We start from the raw sequence: 16,705 nt of genomic DNA, 5'->3' as shown, positions 1-16,705 counted from the left end.
TGCTATGCTTTGATTGTTGGGCTGACGCGCCACGAGCCACGCCAGTCCACTGATCAAGGCTCGCGTTGGTCATGGGGATTAAAAATAATGAAAAACCCTTATGCTCCCGGCTTCTGGTGCGCTATTGCCGCGCTGGTCCTGCTGTCGGCCACTTATTTCTACGGCATCATGCTGGCCCACCAGATCGACAAGGCTCTGGTGTTCCTCGACAGCGCCTCGGCGCTGATTGCGGTGTTGGCCATTGTGGTCGTCGCCTGGGCTTCGGTTCAGGGCACCCGAATCAAGAAAAGACACCTCGAACAAGGCAAAACCCTGGTGCTCATCTGGGACACCAAGGTGGCATTGCGGCGGGTGGAAACGGTGTTCGACCGTTATTTCTGGGGCAGCTACTGGCAACCGGGGCGCACGTTTCAGGAAGTCATGGGCGAACTGACCGGCACGCCGCTGGAAAAAAGCCTCGAAGCCTTGAAGAAGCAATGCCTGGCACTGGACAGGCAAGTCGCTGACGAGGGCCGGCACTGGCTCAGCAATGCCCGTGAACTCTCCGACGTCGCCACCGCCATGGCCCGCGAACGTTATCAACTGGACTTCTGCGACCCGCGCGCGGACGTGACGGGCGGGGCGGTGATCAATCGGGATTTTGAGGTGCTGGTCTATACGTGGACCGCGCGGCTGAAAAGCTTTGATCATCAGCTGGATGAGATAGAGGTCCAGTATTCCTGAGTCAGGCCCCAGGTCCCTGTAGGAGCTAAGCTTGCTCGCGATTGCGAATACACCTTCACCATCAAAGTGATTGAAAATCGCCATCGAGAGCAAGCTTTGCTCCTGCCGCGATGGCGATTTCATGTATGCCGAAACTCTCACTCCCCTCGCACGGTCCCATAGACACTCTTTCACCTTTAATCATTGGGTCGCCCGGCGTGGCCGGTGCTAATCTCCATCCCACTTTCAGCGCAGTCGTATCCATAGCCCGGCACGGGTTCAGGGAAGACGGCCACACCTTCAAATCACGGACATTGGGTAATTCATGAATAAATCAGCAGGCGTGCTTCTTGGAATTGTCGTGGCCATCGGTGCAATCAGCGCCGGCGGTGCCTGGTACACCGGAACCAAACTGGAAGGTGTGCTGAACAGCTCGATCGCTGATGCCAACAAAGAACTGCAAGCGGCGCTGGTCGGCTCCAACGGCACTGCCTCGCTGGAGCTGGTTTCGCTGGAACGCAACGTCTTCAGCAGCACCGCCCACTATCGCCTCAAGGGCGAAGGCGAGATGTTCGGTGAAGCGCCGGTTGAATTGCTGTTCGTAGACCGTATCGAACACGGTCCGCTGCCGTTCTCGCGACTCGTGTCGCTGAAGTGGCTGCCGGTCATGGCCACCAGTCATTACGAATTGGAAAAGACGCCGCTCACCGAGAAGTGGTTCGCGGCGGCCAAGGACAAATCCCCGCTCACCGGCGTGGTCAACATCGGCTATGACAAGGCCACCAACGGCACGCTGCAATTGCTGCCGCTGGACGTCGCGCTGGACGACAAGTCCCACCTGAAATTTTCCGGTCTGAACATGGATGTCGCTGCCAGCGCGCAGGCGCAAAAGGTCAAGGCCGACGGGTACATGGACAGCCTGACCCTGAGCACAGTGGCTGAAGATCAGACCCCGGTGAAAGTCGAGATGAACGGCCTGACCTTCGCTAGCAACCTGACCAAGAGCACGTACGGTTACTACACCGGCGAAAACACGGTCGAACTGACCGACAGCAAGACCACTTTCGGCGCCAAGCAGTCGATCCTGGGCGTGAAGAAATTCGAGATGAAGAACAAGACCGAAGAATCGGGCACCAGCGCTTCGGGGCGTGCTGATTACAAGGTGGGCGAAGTGTCCTTGAACGGCAAGACCATCGGCTCTGCGCAGATGGCCATGAGCCTGAAGAACCTCGATATTCCGGCAACGATGTCGTTGATGCAGATCTACCAGAGCAAACTGCAACCGTACGAGAAAGCCGCCGCTGAAGCTGCCGCCGCCGGTGAACCCGCGCCAGAACTGGTCCTGACCCCGGCTGAAGAAGCACAGGTCAAAACCGGTCTGGAAAAACTGCTGGCTGCCGGCCCGCAGGTGGCACTGGAAAACCTGTCGCTCAACACCGCCAACGGCGAAAGCCGCGCCAACCTGGTGCTCGACCTGACCAAGCCGCAATCCATGGACTTGCCGGCAGATCAGCTGACCCGCCAACTGATTGCCCTGCTGGACGTCAATGTTCAGGTCTCCAAGCCGATGCTCGTTGACCTGTTCACCGTGCAGTCGCAAATCGACGGTCAGACCGACGCCAAGCTCATTGCCGATCAAGCCACTGCCACTGCTGACATGTTCAGCAGCATGGCGGTCGGTTCGCAGTTTGCGAAGCTGGACGGCAACAACATCGTCAGCAAATTGCACTACGCCAATAATCAGGTCGAATTCAACGGCCAGAAAATGACCGTGGAAGAATTCATCGGCTTCCTGATGAGTAAAGTGGGCGGTTCTGGCGAAGTCGAAGTCCAGTAAACCTGCAGCCCCCAAAAAACGCCCGGCCTCTGAACACTGCAGACGCCGGGCGTTTTGCTGTCCGGGTTTTGCGCCAGTTTTTTACTTGATCGCCGACGGTTCGAACCGATCCAGCGCCCGATTGACTGTCAGCTCGCTCAGCATGATCACCTGCGCAATGCCCAACAGCGCATTACGCGACGTCCCTTCCAGATGATCCGCCAGATCAGTGGCCATCACATTGGCCGACGCGAGTGACTCGCAGGCATAAGCCAGCAGGGTTTCGGTATCGGCCTCGGGGTTGACGGTGAAGAGGGTGCAGAGTTTGCGTGGGGTGGCTTTGATGTCGGCGAACGAGGGGGGGCGCTCGGTCACTTCGTGATGAGAATTTGAATCGGGGTTTTCAGCTAACGCTGTTGGATCGGTATTAGGAGGATCTGGAGTTATTTTGGACATAGGCTGTGTTCCCTGGCTGAGCGCCTACCTTTTTGCTACTAAACGAAAAGGGCGGCGGCTATACGCAGGTTAGTAGACCGGGGAACTCAGCAAAGCCGGCGCGCCCGAAGGCGCCCTACGTACAGCCACCATCAAAATCCAGATATTGGAATACCTGTCTGACAGTTGCACGTGCGGCTGAAATACCACGGGCTACTAAACCCGATCACTGCGAATCAGTGACCCGGCTGAAGTTACCGACCCGCCCCAAGGCGCACAAGCCGGCGGATTCTGGCGTACCTGTAGGCATCCACGCAAGGTGATGTAGCTTTCAAGAAGTGAAGCTGACGGCGATTAAACAGGGCCATCTAAAACGAAACTCAGCAAGCCCAAAGCCATATCCCAGCCAGACAGAAAACCCCAACAAACACGCTCAAACTGTAGGAGCGAGCCTGCTCGCGATGGGGCCAGAACAGCCCACACAAATCACAAAAACCTGATTGCAGCACACCAGCCCCGGGATATTTCCCACACCCTCAGCAGAAACATCCTCCCCCTGTAGGCGCTGCCGCAGGCTGCGATCTTTTGATCTTGAAAGACAAAAAATCGCAGCCTCGTTTCACTCGACAGCTCCAGGAGCGAGCCTGATCGCGATGAAAACAGACCATTGCAATCAGGCTCGCACACTCGATTTGCGGCACTGTGACCCTAGCAGTTCCGCTAGTACCCAACACCCGCCGAATGCACCACAGTAAAACCCTGAACCGACGCATCATTCAGGGAGCCCGCCCCATGCCATCCAATCGCGAAACCCTGCTCTGCCGCTACTACTACGACCCACTGGATCGCCTCGCCGATTCCGCGTTGCCTGTTACAGCGCAAGTGAGCATCCAGCGCTTTTACCAAAAAAACCGCCTCGCCACTGAGGTTCAAGGCGTGGTGCAGCGCTCGATCATGCAGCACGACGATCAACTGCTGGCGCAACAACATCGCCAGACCGGCGCCGAAGCAACAACCCGACTACTCGCCACCGACCAACAGCGCTCGGTGTTGAACGTGTTGAACGCAACCCAGCCAAATCCTCTCGCCTATACAGCTTATGGTCACCGCCCATCCGAAAGCGGCTTACTCAGCCTGCTCGGCTTCAACGGCGAACGCCCGGACCCGGTGACCGGGTGTTATTTGTTGGGTAATGGCTATCGGGCATTCAGCCCGGTGTTGATGCGGTTTAACAGTCCGGACAGTTGGAGTCCGTTTGGCGAAGGTGGGTTGAATGCGTATGCGTATTGCGACGGGGATTCGGTGAACCGACTGGATCCGACAGGGCATGCAGGTATCTTTGGAATGCTGAAATTTATCGGAAGAAAGCTCGGTTTCAGAAAGTCATCGCATGTCGCTCACAAAGCAGCCTCAACCTCTTCTCTTCATGCCGATGTCGGATCAACCATTTCCCAAGGAAGTTCTTCCTCTGGTTACGCAACTATAAAATCCTATTCAAGTGTCTCGGCCACCCCCCCATTACCTTCGCGCTCCCCACCCGGAAGTATTACTCAGAGTCCTGTCTCCACCATTGGCCCCTCAGCCTCTGTTCGTGGACGCAATCCAAATAAAGCTCAATTAGTACCGGACACCACACTCCGTGAGTTACCGTGGCAGCATCCTCAGGTGGCTACCAGAGAATGGGCTGCCACGATTCAGAATGTGCCTGATGAACAGCTGGCAAACTCCGTACTAATTCCACGACCCGGCGCAGGAATACACTCAGAAGTACGTCTTGCTGTGCAGGCTCGAGGTGAGGCTCTCGAGCCCACCCGGATGAAAATGTTTCAAAGCGACTACCAACCGGTTGGATACATGAACAAGAAAGGCGTGATGTCCGTGAAATGGGAAAGAACAAAAATCCGCCGTAGTTAATTGCACGAAACTTGCGCAAGCGCTCGTTGAGAACCATCAAGACTTACCCTTGAAAAGGGCGACAAGAAGTCGCCCTTTTCAATAGATTGAATGTGTTTATGTCGCATTGGCCGCGCCCCGATCCAGGCGCGGCCACAAAAGTAGATCGAATAGGGCGAAGTGTTCACCCAACATCCCGAATCAACCGCCACGCCTCATCCACCGACAACGGCTGCTTCATCCGCTCGGTAAGCATCGCCATCGCCCGCTCTTCATCGCACGCCACCGCTGCCGCCACCACGCCGTTCTTGCCAAACAACCCGATAAACGGCGGATGGTACGGATCGCCTTTGAACTCGACTTCATCCCACGACTCGGCATGCCCGAGGTAGTCGTAGTTTTTGCCGAAATGCCAGGTCCAGAAATACGGCACGTCGAGGTAATGCTCGTCGCCACCCAGCATGTTCGCCGCGGCGATGCGCGCGTGTTGCTGGGCCAGACGCCAGTGCTCGATTCGCTGTGGCTGGCCGTTGAGCGGGAAGGTGGCGATGTCGCCGACCGCCCAGAGTCCTTCCGCTACGCGCATGCCGCCGTCGACTTTGAGCGATTGATCTTTTTCCTTTGGCAAATCACTGAACACTTCAGTAGCGGGTGTGACACCAATCCCCACCAGCACCAGATCTGCGGGCAACCGCTGACCGGTGTCCAGATGCACGGCTTCAACTTTTGCACTGCCTTCGATGTGCGTGGCTTCGCCTTCGGTCTGAAAGCGCACGCCGTTCGCTTCGTGCCGGGCACGGATGGCCTTGCCGACGGAGTCGCCGAATTGAGCGGCGAAGGGCACGGCATGTCGGGCGAGCACGGTCACGTCCATGCCGTATTGACGCAGCGCCCCCGCAGACTCCAGGGCAATGAAACTGTCGCCGATGATCACGGCTTTCTGGCCTGGTGTTGCCGTTTTCAGGATCTCCTGCGCGTGCTGTTTGGAGCGCAGCAAAAAGACCTGTGGCAAATCGGCGCCGGGCAGCTTGAGCGGGTTGGGTGTGCCGCCGGTGGCGAGCAATGCAGCGTCGTAGGTCAGGGACTGGCCGTCCTTGAGTTGGAGGGATTTGTTCGGGGCATCAAGGTGGGCGACTTCACCGGTGATTCGTTCGATGCGTTGTTCGCGGTAAAACTGTTCATCGCGCAGCGGTGGGATTTCTTCCGGTGGCATCTCTCCGCCGATCACGAATTTGCTCAATACCGTACGGTCGTAACCCGCGTCGGTTTCTCGATCGATCAACAGGATTCGACCGCCGAAACCCTTTTCCCTCAACGCTGCAGCGCCCGCCGTGCCTGCGGCCCCCGCGCCAATGATCACAAATGTCCGATCATCGTCCGCAGGCGGAGTATGGGCGTCCGGCAGTGCCCGATCATCCACCCAGACTTCGTCGTCGCGCACTTCCACCGGATAGCGTTTCAGGCTGTCGAGCGAGGGCGGTTCACACAGGGCACCGTCTTCGATCCGATACGCCGCTTTATGCCACGGGCAAATCAACCGCCCGTTGCACACCGCGCCTTCTGCCAGCGGTGCGCCAGCGTGAGGGCATTCACCTTGATAGGCGCGGATTTGATCGCCGAACCGCAGCAAAACAATGTTCGTCTCCGCAATCTGGACCTCCAGGCCGTGGTGTTCAGGCACATCGGCGAAACGGGCGGCGCGGTGCAGGGTCATGATCGCTCTCCGGGCAGTCATTTCAGTTAAGAGTTAATTGCCGATCACGAGGTTCAGCCAAATCCCCCTGCCACGGCATGAACGGTACAGCTATAGTGCGCAAGCCGACGACGGCCCCATCCGCACAAGGTGCTCCGGAATGACCCGATTGACCTCTCTGTCCCCTTGGCTGGCGGCCCTTGCAGTCGCCTTCTGCGTGCAGTTTCCGGCACAGGCCCAGGAGCGTTTCACCCTGAACATTCCAGGTGTCACCGACGATCGACTCTTCACGGCTGCCGCCGCCAGCGATGCCGAAGGGTGTGGCGGTCACAATCTTTCTCCAGCGCTGAACTGGAACGCCGGCCCGGCAGGCACGCTCAGCTATGCGATCGTCATGCACGACCCGGATGGTCAGAAAGGCCAGGGCGTCGATCACTGGGTGCATTACGGGATCAAGGCCAACACCCATCAAATCGCTGCGGGTACAGGCGCCAAGCCTGGCCTCGAAGGCGTGGGTGGCACCAACAGCAAAGGCAGCACGACCTATGTCGGTCCTTGCCCGCCGATCGGCGACAGCGCGCATCACTACATCATCCAGCTCTATGCCCTGGACCTCGCTCCGGATGCCTTGCCCGCCGGCCTGACGCGTGTGCAACTGCTGGAAAAAATCAAAGGTCATGTGCTCAGGAACAGCAGCGTGGTGCGGCGTTATCACCGCTGAAGTTTTTTTCGGATGACTTAACCCGAACTGACCGGGCTGCCCGTCTCAGAGGATGAATGGATCATTATTCTCCTGAGGTCAGCCCCCATGTCCCTTCCTCTGCATTTCCTTCGCCCGGCCGCCCAGGGTTTCGCCGCCGGCTTATTGCTGTCGATTGCCGGATGTGGCGCTTCGTCCAAAACGGAACCGGCGCGTGTTTCCGTGTCGGCGCCGGCTCAAGCCGAGTTGAAGACAGAGGCGCTGGCGCTGGGTGACGCCACAATGGCCAAGCGCGCTGTTCGCGCGGCACCGTTTGCACCGATGCCTGAAGCGCCCCCATCGGGCTACCAGGATGAGCTGCGCGAGCAGTATGAAAATCTTGCTGATAACCCGATCCACAGTGTTGCCCAGGCACCGGTGTCGACCTTCAGCGCCGACGTCGATACTGGCGCTTATGCCAACGTCCGCCGCTTGCTCAATCAGGGGCGGCTGCCACCCGAAGGCGCGGTGCGACTCGAAGAAATGGTCAATTACTTTCCCTACGATTACGCCCTGCCCACGGACGGCTCGCCCTTTGGCGTGACCACCGAACTGGCACCCTCACCGTGGAACCCGCAGACGCGTTTGTTGCGGATCGGTATCAAAGCGTCGGACCGCGCGGTAGCGGAGCTGGCCCCGGCGAACCTGGTGTTTCTGGTCGATGTATCGGGCTCCATGGACCGCCGCGAAGGTTTGCCGCTGGTTAAAAGCACCCTGAAATTGCTGGTCGACCAGTTGCGCGAACAGGATCGCGTGTCGCTGGTGGTGTATGCCGGCGAATCCCGGGTGGTGCTGGAACCAACTTCCGGACGGGAAAAAGCGAAAATTCGCACAGCCATCGATCAATTGTCGGCGGGCGGTTCGACGGCTGGCGCGTCCGGCATCGAGCTGGCCTATCAATTGGCGCAACAGGCCTTCATCCCCAAAGGCATCAACCGCATCCTGCTGGCCACGGACGGTGACTTCAACGTCGGTGTCAGCGACTTCGACAGTCTCAAACAAATGGCTGTGGATAAACGCAAAACGGGAGTCTCCCTGACCACCTTGGGTTTTGGTGTGGATAACTACAATGAGCACTTGATGGAGCAACTGGCCGATGCCGGCGATGGGAACTATGCCTACATCGATAACCTGCGCGAGGCGCGCAAAGTGCTGGTGGATCAGCTCGGCTCGACCCTCGCCGTCGTGGCAAAAAACGTGAAGCTGCAAGTGGAGTTCAATCCGGCGCAAGTCAGCGAATATCGGCTGTTGGGTTATGAGAATCGCGCGTTGAAACGTGAGGATTTCAGCAATGACAAGGTCGATGCCGGTGAGATCGGTGCAGGGCATACGGTGACGGCCTTGTATGAAATTGTTCCGAAGGGTGAGAAGGGTTGGCTTGAGCCGTTGCGTTATGGCGACTCCACTGTCCCCAAGTCCGGGAGTTCAGATGAATTGGCGATGCTGCGTGTGCGATATCAGTTGCCGGAAGGTGGGAACAGTCGCCTGATCGAGCGGCCGATTGCGGCGGGTTCGGAAGGCAAAGCCAGCGACGACTTGCGATTCGCGGCGGCCGTGGTGGCGTTTTCTCAACAGCTCAAGGATGGACGTTACACCGGCACTTTCAGTTTGAAGGAAACCGAGGTGCTGGCGCGGGGTGCCAGGGGTGATGACCGTTTTGGCCTGCGCGCGGAATTCGTGCAGTTGGTGGAACTGGCGCAGAGCCTTCAACTTCCCGCTACCGCGGGCCAGCAGGCGCAGATAGGAGGCAACCACTGACATGTCTGCATCCGAACCGAGCGACGAATCGCTGCTGGCCCGATATCGCTCGGGTGACGGGCCGGCGTTCGAGATCTTGTACGCCCGTCATCGCCAGGGGCTTTATCGGTTCCTGCTCGGGCTCAGCGGCAAATCCGAGCTGGCCGAAGAGGTTTATCAAGACACCTGGCTCAGCCTGATCCGCAGCACCAGTCAGCCACAAGGTCGGGCGAATTTTCGTACATGGCTGTATCAGATCGCCCGCAACCGACTGATTGATCATTGGCGTAAACACGGCATTCGCAACCCGTTGCACGACAGCTATGACGAACAGGTGCATGCCTTGAGCGACGACTCTGCCGACCCCGAGCAACTGCTGAGCCTGAGCCGCGACAGCCAACGCCTGGAAAACGCGCTGCACACCTTGCCCGCGGACCAGCGCGAAGTCTTCCTGCTGCGCGCACATGGCGATCTCGACTTGCCGCAGATCGCCACCCTTACCGAAACCCCGCTGGAAACCGTTAAAAGCCGCTTGCGTTACGCCCAGCAAAAACTGCGTCGGCTGCTGGCCGAGGAGGTACTGACATGACTGACGCCCGTCCTGCACCGGAAGAGGAAGTGGTGAAGCACTTTCGAGAACACGCCAGCGGCGAGCCACCCGCGCATCTGGATGCCTTCATCCTGTCCGCTGCACACCGTGAAACGCCCTCGCCGAAACCCTCTGTTTGGCAACGCTGGGTACAAGCCTGCCAAAAACCCCGTTGGCAAGTGGCCTTCGCCAGCCTGGTCGGCGTCGCGCTGATGCTGGCGCTGGTCCAACGCACGCCCGAGCACGCGCCAACCTACGATTCCACCCCGGCACCCAAAACCTCGTCTTTTGCGGCCAAGAAAGAATCCGCAGAAGCGCCGGCATCACTTGCCCGCTCAATGGCTGCCCCGGCCGGCGCGAAGCCCGCGCCTGCACCTGCAGCACCCATGGCCGATGTTGCCGCCCCGGCCCAGAGCGAATCGGTCCATGCTGAAATGGCCGATGAAGCGAAGGTCAGCAAAAGGCCAGCGGCGGCTCCGTCGAAGTTTATCGACGACCAATTACGTGAAGTGATTCGCCTGCAAAAGGCCGGTCAAACCAAAGCGGCCGACGACCTGATGACGACATTGCACAAACGCTTTCCCAAGGAAAACCTCGCCCCTCGACTCAAGGAGCTGCAGAAACACTGAGTGGCTGGGGCGGTCGACCATTTGGCAACGAGACCCGAAAGCGCGCACTATCGGCCTACAGCCGATGCGTTGGAGGAAGCCATGGCGAAAAAAATCGACCGCATCGCCCAAATGCTCAACTGCCCGGTCAAGGGCGAGGAATTACGGCGAGCAGTGACCGAGAGTCGCAAAGAGTTTCTGTTGGCGCAGGAAAAGGAACAGGCCCTTCTGGCGGATGACCTTGATGACGAGGTGTTCGAAGAGGAGGAGGGCGATGATGAGGAATATGACGAGTTTGATTGGACGACTGAATGAAAAAACCGAATTCGCAGTTTGTTGCAGTTCTTGGCCATAGCCGCTCAGCTGGTCAGTGTTTGCAGCAGGTTTTTGACCCGGTTCAGGCCGACGAAGTAGTTATGGCTATTGCAGCAAGCCGTGATGATCCTCGCCCCGCTGTTGCTGCCGCAACCGTATTTGACGAGCTTGAAATGCTTTTTGAGGGCATCGAAGCGAAGCAACGCGGTTCATAGGAAACACCGCCCAGCCTTGAAAAAGGTGAAATTATTATTCAGGACGCGACGACACCCACAAAAAAGCCCCAGACCCTAAGGCCTGAGGCTTTTTCGTTTCTACTATATGGTGCACCAGGCGGGATTCGAACCCACGACCACTGCCTTCGGAGGGCAGTACTCTATCCAGCTGAGCTACTGGTGCAAGCGGGCGCCATGATACTCATATGCACTGCACGCGTCCATGCTGCTGAATCGCCTGCGTTTTTCGCGCGCTGAACGGCTGTTCGCTACGTTGATCAGAAAAAACAGGCGAATATGGCGTTTTCGTTCTTTTTTTCGAACAACCTATTGTCCTTTACCCCCTTTGATCCTAGGATTCGTTTGAGATTTCAAACGCTCTTGTCTGGGTGCTGAACCGCACGAGTTCGATCCGTGCGCTATTTATGTGCTTCAGCCCGGTGAATGATTTCCCTGACGGCAGCCTCCAAGGCGCCTTTCTACAATCATAATTCGCTCCGCGCTGGTCGCGGTGCTGTTAAGGAAAGCCGACATGCAGCTTAAAGACACCCAGTTGTTCCGCCAGCAAGCCTTCATCGATGGCGCTTGGGTTGATGCGGACAATGGTCAGACGATCAAGGTCAATAACCCGGCAACGGGCGAAATTCTGGGCACTGTGCCAAAAATGGGCGCTGCTGAAACCCGTCGTGCAATCGAAGCCGCTGATAAAGCGCTGCCGGCCTGGCGTGCACTGACCGCCAAGGATCGCGCGAACAAGCTGCGTCGCTGGTTCGAACTGATCATCGAGAACCAGGATGACCTGGCTCGCTTGATGACACTGGAGCAAGGCAAGCCATTGGCCGAAGCCAAGGGCGAGATCGTTTACGCCGCTTCCTTTATCGAGTGGTTCGCTGAAGAAGCCAAGCGCATCTACGGTGATGTGATTCCTGGTCACCAACCCGACAAGCGCCTGATCGTGATCAAGCAGCCAATCGGTGTGACCGCTGCTATTACGCCGTGGAACTTCCCGGCCGCGATGATCACCCGTAAAGCCGGCCCGGCACTCGCCGCGGGTTGCACCATGGTGCTCAAGCCGGCTTCGCAAACCCCGTTCTCCGCATTCGCTTTGGCTGAACTGGCTCAGCGTGCCGGCATTCCTGCCGGTGTGTTCAGCGTTGTGTCCGGCAGCGCCGGCGACATCGGCAGCGAGCTGACCAGCAACCCGATCGTGCGCAAACTGTCCTTCACTGGCTCGACCGAAATCGGTCGTCAGCTGATGGCTGAATGCGCCAAGGACATCAAGAAAGTGTCCCTGGAACTGGGCGGTAACGCGCCGTTCATCGTGTTCGACGACGCGGACCTGGATAAGGCCGTTGAAGGCGCGATCATTTCCAAATACCGCAACAATGGCCAGACCTGCGTCTGCGCCAACCGTTTGTACATCCAGGATTCGGTCTACGACGCGTTTGCCGAGAAGCTGAAAGTGGCTGTGTCCAAACTCAAGATCGGCAACGGTCTGGAAGACGGCACCACCACGGGGCCGCTGATCGATGAAAAAGCCGTTGCCAAGGTGCAAGAGCACATCGCTGATGCCGTCAGCAAAGGCGCGACCGTGCTGTCCGGTGGCAAGAGCATGGAAGGCAACTTCTTCGAACCGACCATCCTGACCAACGTGCCAAACAACGCAGCCGTGGCCAAGGAAGAAACCTTTGGTCCGTTGGCGCCGCTGTTCCGTTTCAAAGACGAAGCCGACGTGATCGCGATGTCGAACGACACCGAGTTTGGTCTGGCGTCGTACTTCTATGCCCGTGACCTGGGTCGTGTGTTCCGTGTGGCTGAAGCCCTGGAATACGGCATGGTCGGCGTCAACACCGGGTTGATCTCCAACGAAGTCGCGCCGTTCGGCGGCATCAAGGCGTCGGGCCTGGGCCGTGAAGGCTCCAAGTACGGCATCGAGGATTACCTGGAAATCAAATACCTCTGCCTGGGCATCTAAGCTCGGAAGACGGGAACTGCAGTAAGCGCAAAGGGCACGAGAGCGCTGCTCCTTTGCGCGTTTCAACCGAAATTTTCTCGGTGGCCGGGAAAGCTGTGGCAGTCGATCATCGCATGCTGCCGTAGTTGCCTCCCCGCCGCTTTATCCTTGAGCTACGCCGACCGATGAGCGGCGAATGAGGAATGTATGAGCAAGACTAACGCTTCTTTGATGAAACGCCGCGAAGCCGCTGTACCGCGGGGTGTTGGCCAGATTCACCCGATCTTCGCCGAGTCCGCGAAGAACGCCACCGTGACCGACGTTGAAGGTCGCGAGTTCATCGACTTCGCCGGCGGTATCGCCGTGCTGAACACCGGCCACGTGCACCCTAAAATCATCGCCGCCGTGACCGAGCAGCTGAACAAGCTGACTCACACCTGCTTCCAGGTGTTGGCGTACGAACCGTACGTAGAGCTGTGCGAGAAAATCAACGCCAAGGTGCCAGGTGATTTCGACAAGAAAACCCTGTTGGTCACCACCGGTTCCGAAGCGGTAGAAAACGCTGTGAAGATCGCCCGTGCCGCCACTGGCCGTGCTGGCGTGATCGCCTTCACTGGCGCGTACCACGGTCGCACCATGATGACCCTGGGCCTGACCGGTAAAGTCGTCCCTTACTCGGCTGGCATGGGTTTGATGCCAGGCGGCGTGTTCCGTGCGTTGTACCCGAACGAACTGCACGGTGTGAGCGTCGACGATTCGATCGCCAGCATCGAACGCATCTTCAAGAACGACGCCGAGCCGCGTGATATCGCTGCGATCATCATCGAGCCGGTTCAGGGCGAAGGCGGTTTCTACGTCGCGCCTAAAGAGTTCATGAAGCGTCTGCGCGCCCTGTGCGACCAGCACGGCATCCTGTTGATCGCTGACGAAGTACAGACCGGCGCTGGCCGTACTGGCACCTTCTTCGCGATGGAGCAGATGGGCGTTAGCGCTGACCTGACCACGTTCGCCAAATCCATCGCTGGCGGCTTCCCGCTCGCCGGTGTGTGCGGCAAGGCCGAATACATGGACGCCATTGCACCAGGCGGCCTGGGCGGTACCTACGCTGGTAGCCCGATCGCTTGCGCCGCGGCCCTGGCCGTGATGGAAGTGTTCGAAGAAGAGCAACTGCTGGATCGCTGCAAGGCAGTCGGCGAGCGTCTGGTGACTGGCCTTAAAGCTATTCAGGCCAAGTACCCGGTGATCGGTGAAGTTCGTGCCTTGGGCGCAATGATCGCCGTCGAGCTGTTCGTTGATGGCGACAGCCACAAGCCGAACGCCGCTGCTGTGGCATCGGTTGTGGCTAAGGCGCGCGACAAGGGCCTGATCCTGCTGTCCTGCGGTACTTACGGCAACGTTCTGCGTGTACTCGTACCGCTGACCTCGCCCGACGAGCAATTGGACAAAGGTCTGGCAATCATCGAAGAGTGCTTCTCGGAGCTTTGATCTAAAGTGCTCGTATGAAAGTGTGAGCTGATCAACAAAAAAACCCGCTTTGGCGGGTTTTTTTGTGTCCGTGAATCACATCGTGCTGTATCGAATGGCCAGCATTGAACTAAGGTGCGAGCATCGTCTTCGGAGCGTACAGATGACTGTTGTAGTTTTGCCTGCGGCACCGCGTGTGCTAATTGCCGAGGCCGATCCCTGGTCCCGCGATCTGCTCAAGCAGGTGTTGTTGAATGTTCGGTGCGACGCACGGCTGGACCTGTGCGCTAACGGTCAGGAAGCGCTGCACCTGTTGTCGCAGAACCCATACGACCTGGTGATTGCCGATTGGGAGCTGCCCGGCGTCGATGGTTTGAATGTCTTGCGCAGTATTCGCCAGCGTAAACGCAATCCGCCGCTGCCGTTCATTCTGATGAGCAACCGTAATGACAGCGTCAGCGTGCGCGAGGCGTTGCCTTTGGCACCCTCGGCGTATCTGACCAAGCCCCTGAACATGGAGAGCCTGACCCAGCGTCTGCAGGCGTTTCTGTTGAACGTGGGTGAAGAAGTCTTGTGCGAAGCACCGACACTGGCGCCGGGCATGACCTTGTCGGTGTACCTGGAGCGCCGTCGTGAGCAGGCCGATGGCGCGCCTTTGATGACCGACGTGGAATTGGCAGTCAAACGCAGCCTCAATCCCACGGGTCTCGATCTGACGGCGCTGCACGACGAAACCAGAACGGATCCGCAAGTCACCGCCGTGTTGATCGCTGCCGCCAACAGCGCCGCCCAGCACAAAGGCGCACCCGTGCAGACCCTGCTTGAAGCACTGCATCGTCTTGGTACCGGACAAAGCATGAACCTGATTCTGGGGTTGGCCCTCAAGCGAAGCGCCCGGCTCAGTGATCCGTGTCTGGCGGACTACGCCGAGCGCTATTGGGAGCTGTCGCTGCACACCGCTGAATACGCACGGACCCTGGCGCGCTTGCTGGACCTGGATCAGGAGCGCTGTTATTGCGCCGGCATGCTGCATCGCCTGGGTGATCTGGCGTTACTACGGTGCCTGCAGGAATGGAAGCAGTCTGGCGGCGCGCTGGATGACCTGGAGGAGGTTGGCGAGGCGCTGGCTGAATTCGGGGCGGCCTACGGATCGGCATTGCGAACCCGCTGGCGTCTGCCATTGGAGCTGCGTGAGCTGATTGCGGCGGTCTACCAGTTCGGTGGCGGGGTTTATTCGCGCGAAGCGCTGGTGATGAACATGGCGGTGCAACTGGCGCGGCTGGGCGAGCACGAGGGGCTTGAGGCACTGGCCAAGAGCCGGACGGCGCGCTTGCTGAAGATCGGGCTGCCGGAATTGATGCGGTTGCGCAAAAAGTAGTTCGCACTGGAAATCCCCTGTAGGAGCTGTCGAGTGAAACGAGGCTGCGATCTTTTGATCTTCGCTTTTAAAGGCAAGATCAAAAGATCGCAGCCTCGTTTCACTCGACAGCTCCTACACAGTATCTGCAGGGTTTGTGTGGGTGCCGTCAGCCGCTGATTATCCGGTTCTTACCCTGTCGCTTCGCCTCATACATCGCCGCATCTGACCGCGCATACAGGTCGTCGAGGCTTTCATCTTCGGCCATCAGGCTGGTCAGCCCCTGGCTGATGGTGATGCCGAAGGTTTGATCGTCGTGGCTGAAATTCAGCTGTTGAATCTCCCGTTGCAGACGCTCGGCTACCAGCAACGCCACCGCTGGTTCGCAGCCGGGAAATACGGCCGCGAACTCTTCTCCGCCAATGCGCCCGAACACGTCCCCACGGCGTAAGGCCGCGCGACCGCACTCGGCGATACGTTGCAGCACGTTATCGCCTTCCTGATGGCCGTAGGTGTCGTTAACGGCTTTGAAGTCATCGATGTCCAGCATCAGGAACGACAGCGGGGTGCCTTGCTCGCGTGCCTTTTCGAACTCGCGGTTAGCGCATTCGAAAAAGTACCGGCGGTTGCTGCTTTCCGTTAATTCGTCGGTGGTGGCCAGGCGCTGAAGTTCGGTTTCCAGCTGCTTCTTTTCCGTAATGTCTTCGGCAATGCCGACAATGATCACGGGCTGCCCTGGCTCGGCCTGACGGTTCATGAAGCACTTGTCACTCAGCCAGCGCACCTGGCCATCGGCGGTGATGATTCGATACTCACGGTCTTCAACGGCGCCTTTTTCGAGCACTTCGGCCAGGCTGCGCTCGGCATGCTCCAGATCGTCGGGGTAAACGCTGTCACGCCACTGATGATAGTCCGACAGCAGCAGGTCGCTGGATCGGCCAGATATTCGTTCGTAGGCAGGGCTGACGTAGAGCACCTGACGGGTTTCCCAGTTGAACGCCCAGAGCACGGCATTGACGCTCACGAGCAGGGAATTGAGCAGCTGTTCGCGCTCGCTAAGCCGGGCGACTTCGCCTCGGGCACGCATCAGCGCCATGAGTGTTTGCGCGGCCTCGGGCCACTGGGGAGCGGATGAGTCTTGTAGTTTTTTATCGACCATCGACACAAATCTCAAAGCGTGCCGCGAGT

At 58.5% G+C, this 16,705-nt stretch carries 15 protein-coding genes and 1 tRNA gene; 12 read left to right on the top strand and 4 right to left on the bottom strand.

From position 1 onward, the window contains the following. The first annotated feature begins 87 nt into the window (after window positions 1-87). Both AC3ZVB_RS13185 and AC3ZVB_RS13180 read left to right on the top strand, forming a co-directional pair. A complete protein-coding gene (locus tag AC3ZVB_RS13185) occupies window positions 88-723 on the top strand; it encodes an NADH:ubiquinone oxidoreductase subunit N (RefSeq protein ID WP_490146733.1) in 636 nt (211 codons plus the stop codon). A 304-nt stretch (window positions 724-1,027) separates the two neighbouring features. After that, window positions 1,028-2,539 carry a YdgA family protein gene (locus tag AC3ZVB_RS13180; protein ID WP_490146732.1) on the top strand — a complete coding sequence of 504 codons (1,512 nt, stop codon included), beginning with the start codon at window positions 1,028-1,030 and terminating at the stop codon, window positions 2,537-2,539. A gap of 81 nt (window positions 2,540-2,620) precedes the next feature. On the opposite strand, the gene AC3ZVB_RS13175 is transcribed toward AC3ZVB_RS13180, so the two are convergent. Then, window positions 2,621-2,974, bottom strand: coding sequence for a DUF6124 family protein (locus tag AC3ZVB_RS13175; RefSeq protein WP_490146731.1), 354 nt, complete (start codon window positions 2,972-2,974; stop codon window positions 2,621-2,623). Between the two features lie 771 nt (window positions 2,975-3,745). Between AC3ZVB_RS13175 and AC3ZVB_RS13170 the strand changes: the two genes are divergently transcribed. Further along, a complete protein-coding gene (locus AC3ZVB_RS13170; RefSeq protein ID WP_490146730.1) occupies window positions 3,746-4,867 on the top strand; it encodes an RHS repeat-associated core domain-containing protein in 1,122 nt (373 codons plus the stop codon). Window positions 4,868-5,030: 163 nt separating this feature from the next. On the opposite strand, the gene AC3ZVB_RS13165 is transcribed toward AC3ZVB_RS13170, so the two are convergent. Continuing rightward, on the bottom strand, window positions 5,031-6,560 hold the full coding sequence (locus AC3ZVB_RS13165; protein ID WP_490146729.1) for an FAD-dependent oxidoreductase: 1,530 nt from the start codon (window positions 6,558-6,560) through the stop codon (window positions 5,031-5,033). A gap of 139 nt (window positions 6,561-6,699) precedes the next feature. Here AC3ZVB_RS13165 and AC3ZVB_RS13160 point away from each other — a divergent pair, with 139 nt between their 5' ends. From AC3ZVB_RS13160 to AC3ZVB_RS13135, 6 genes are all read left to right on the top strand, one after another. Next, entirely contained in the window at window positions 6,700-7,260 is a 561-nt protein-coding gene (locus AC3ZVB_RS13160) for a YbhB/YbcL family Raf kinase inhibitor-like protein (protein WP_490146728.1), read from the top strand. 87 nt (window positions 7,261-7,347) lie between these two features. After that, the gene (locus AC3ZVB_RS13155) at window positions 7,348-9,036 is read left to right on the top strand and encodes a vWA domain-containing protein (protein ID WP_490146727.1); all 1,689 of its coding nucleotides are present in this window, start codon (window positions 7,348-7,350) and stop codon (window positions 9,034-9,036) included. Window position 9,037: 1 nt separating this feature from the next. Next, entirely contained in the window at window positions 9,038-9,604 is a 567-nt protein-coding gene (locus tag AC3ZVB_RS13150) for an RNA polymerase sigma factor (RefSeq protein WP_490146726.1), read from the top strand. Then, window positions 9,601-10,233, top strand: coding sequence for a hypothetical protein (locus tag AC3ZVB_RS13145; RefSeq protein ID WP_490146725.1), 633 nt, complete (start codon window positions 9,601-9,603; stop codon window positions 10,231-10,233). The genes AC3ZVB_RS13150 and AC3ZVB_RS13145 overlap by 4 nt, the downstream gene beginning before the upstream one ends. Window positions 10,234-10,254: 21 nt before the next feature. After that, window positions 10,255-10,527: a hypothetical protein gene (locus AC3ZVB_RS13140; RefSeq protein ID WP_490146751.1), complete on the top strand. Its 273-nt coding sequence runs from the start codon at window positions 10,255-10,257 to the stop codon at window positions 10,525-10,527. Continuing rightward, a complete protein-coding gene (locus AC3ZVB_RS13135) occupies window positions 10,524-10,742 on the top strand; it encodes a prevent-host-death protein (protein WP_194691833.1) in 219 nt (72 codons plus the stop codon). The genes AC3ZVB_RS13140 and AC3ZVB_RS13135 overlap by 4 nt, the downstream gene beginning before the upstream one ends. A 107-nt stretch (window positions 10,743-10,849) precedes the next feature. On the opposite strand, the gene AC3ZVB_RS13130 is transcribed toward AC3ZVB_RS13135, so the two are convergent. Then, window positions 10,850-10,926: transfer RNA gene (locus tag AC3ZVB_RS13130), tRNA-Arg, on the bottom strand. Between the two features lie 348 nt (window positions 10,927-11,274). Between AC3ZVB_RS13130 and gabD the strand changes: the two genes are divergently transcribed. The 3 genes from gabD (at window position 11,275) to AC3ZVB_RS13115 (ending at window position 15,538) form a co-directional block, all read left to right on the top strand. Beyond that, window positions 11,275-12,717: an NADP-dependent succinate-semialdehyde dehydrogenase gene (gabD, locus tag AC3ZVB_RS13125; RefSeq protein WP_162440352.1), complete on the top strand. Its 1,443-nt coding sequence runs from the start codon at window positions 11,275-11,277 to the stop codon at window positions 12,715-12,717. A gap of 186 nt (window positions 12,718-12,903) precedes the next feature. After that, entirely contained in the window at window positions 12,904-14,181 is a 1,278-nt protein-coding gene (gabT, locus tag AC3ZVB_RS13120; protein ID WP_162440351.1) for a 4-aminobutyrate--2-oxoglutarate transaminase, read from the top strand. A 142-nt stretch (window positions 14,182-14,323) separates the two neighbouring features. Then, complete coding sequence (locus tag AC3ZVB_RS13115; RefSeq protein ID WP_490146724.1) at window positions 14,324-15,538, top strand: HDOD domain-containing protein; 1,215 nt, start codon at window positions 14,324-14,326, stop codon at window positions 15,536-15,538. Window positions 15,539-15,686: 148 nt separating this feature from the next. On the opposite strand, the gene AC3ZVB_RS13110 is transcribed toward AC3ZVB_RS13115, so the two are convergent. Then, window positions 15,687-16,676, bottom strand: coding sequence for a GGDEF domain-containing protein (locus tag AC3ZVB_RS13110; RefSeq protein WP_490146723.1), 990 nt, complete (start codon window positions 16,674-16,676; stop codon window positions 15,687-15,689). Window positions 16,677-16,705 lie beyond the last annotated feature (29 nt).

Source organism: Pseudomonas sp. MDV22-iso1 (assembly GCF_058145095.1).
The sequence above is the reverse complement of the archived record's forward strand: the minus strand, read 5'-3'. Positions and strand labels throughout refer to the sequence as shown.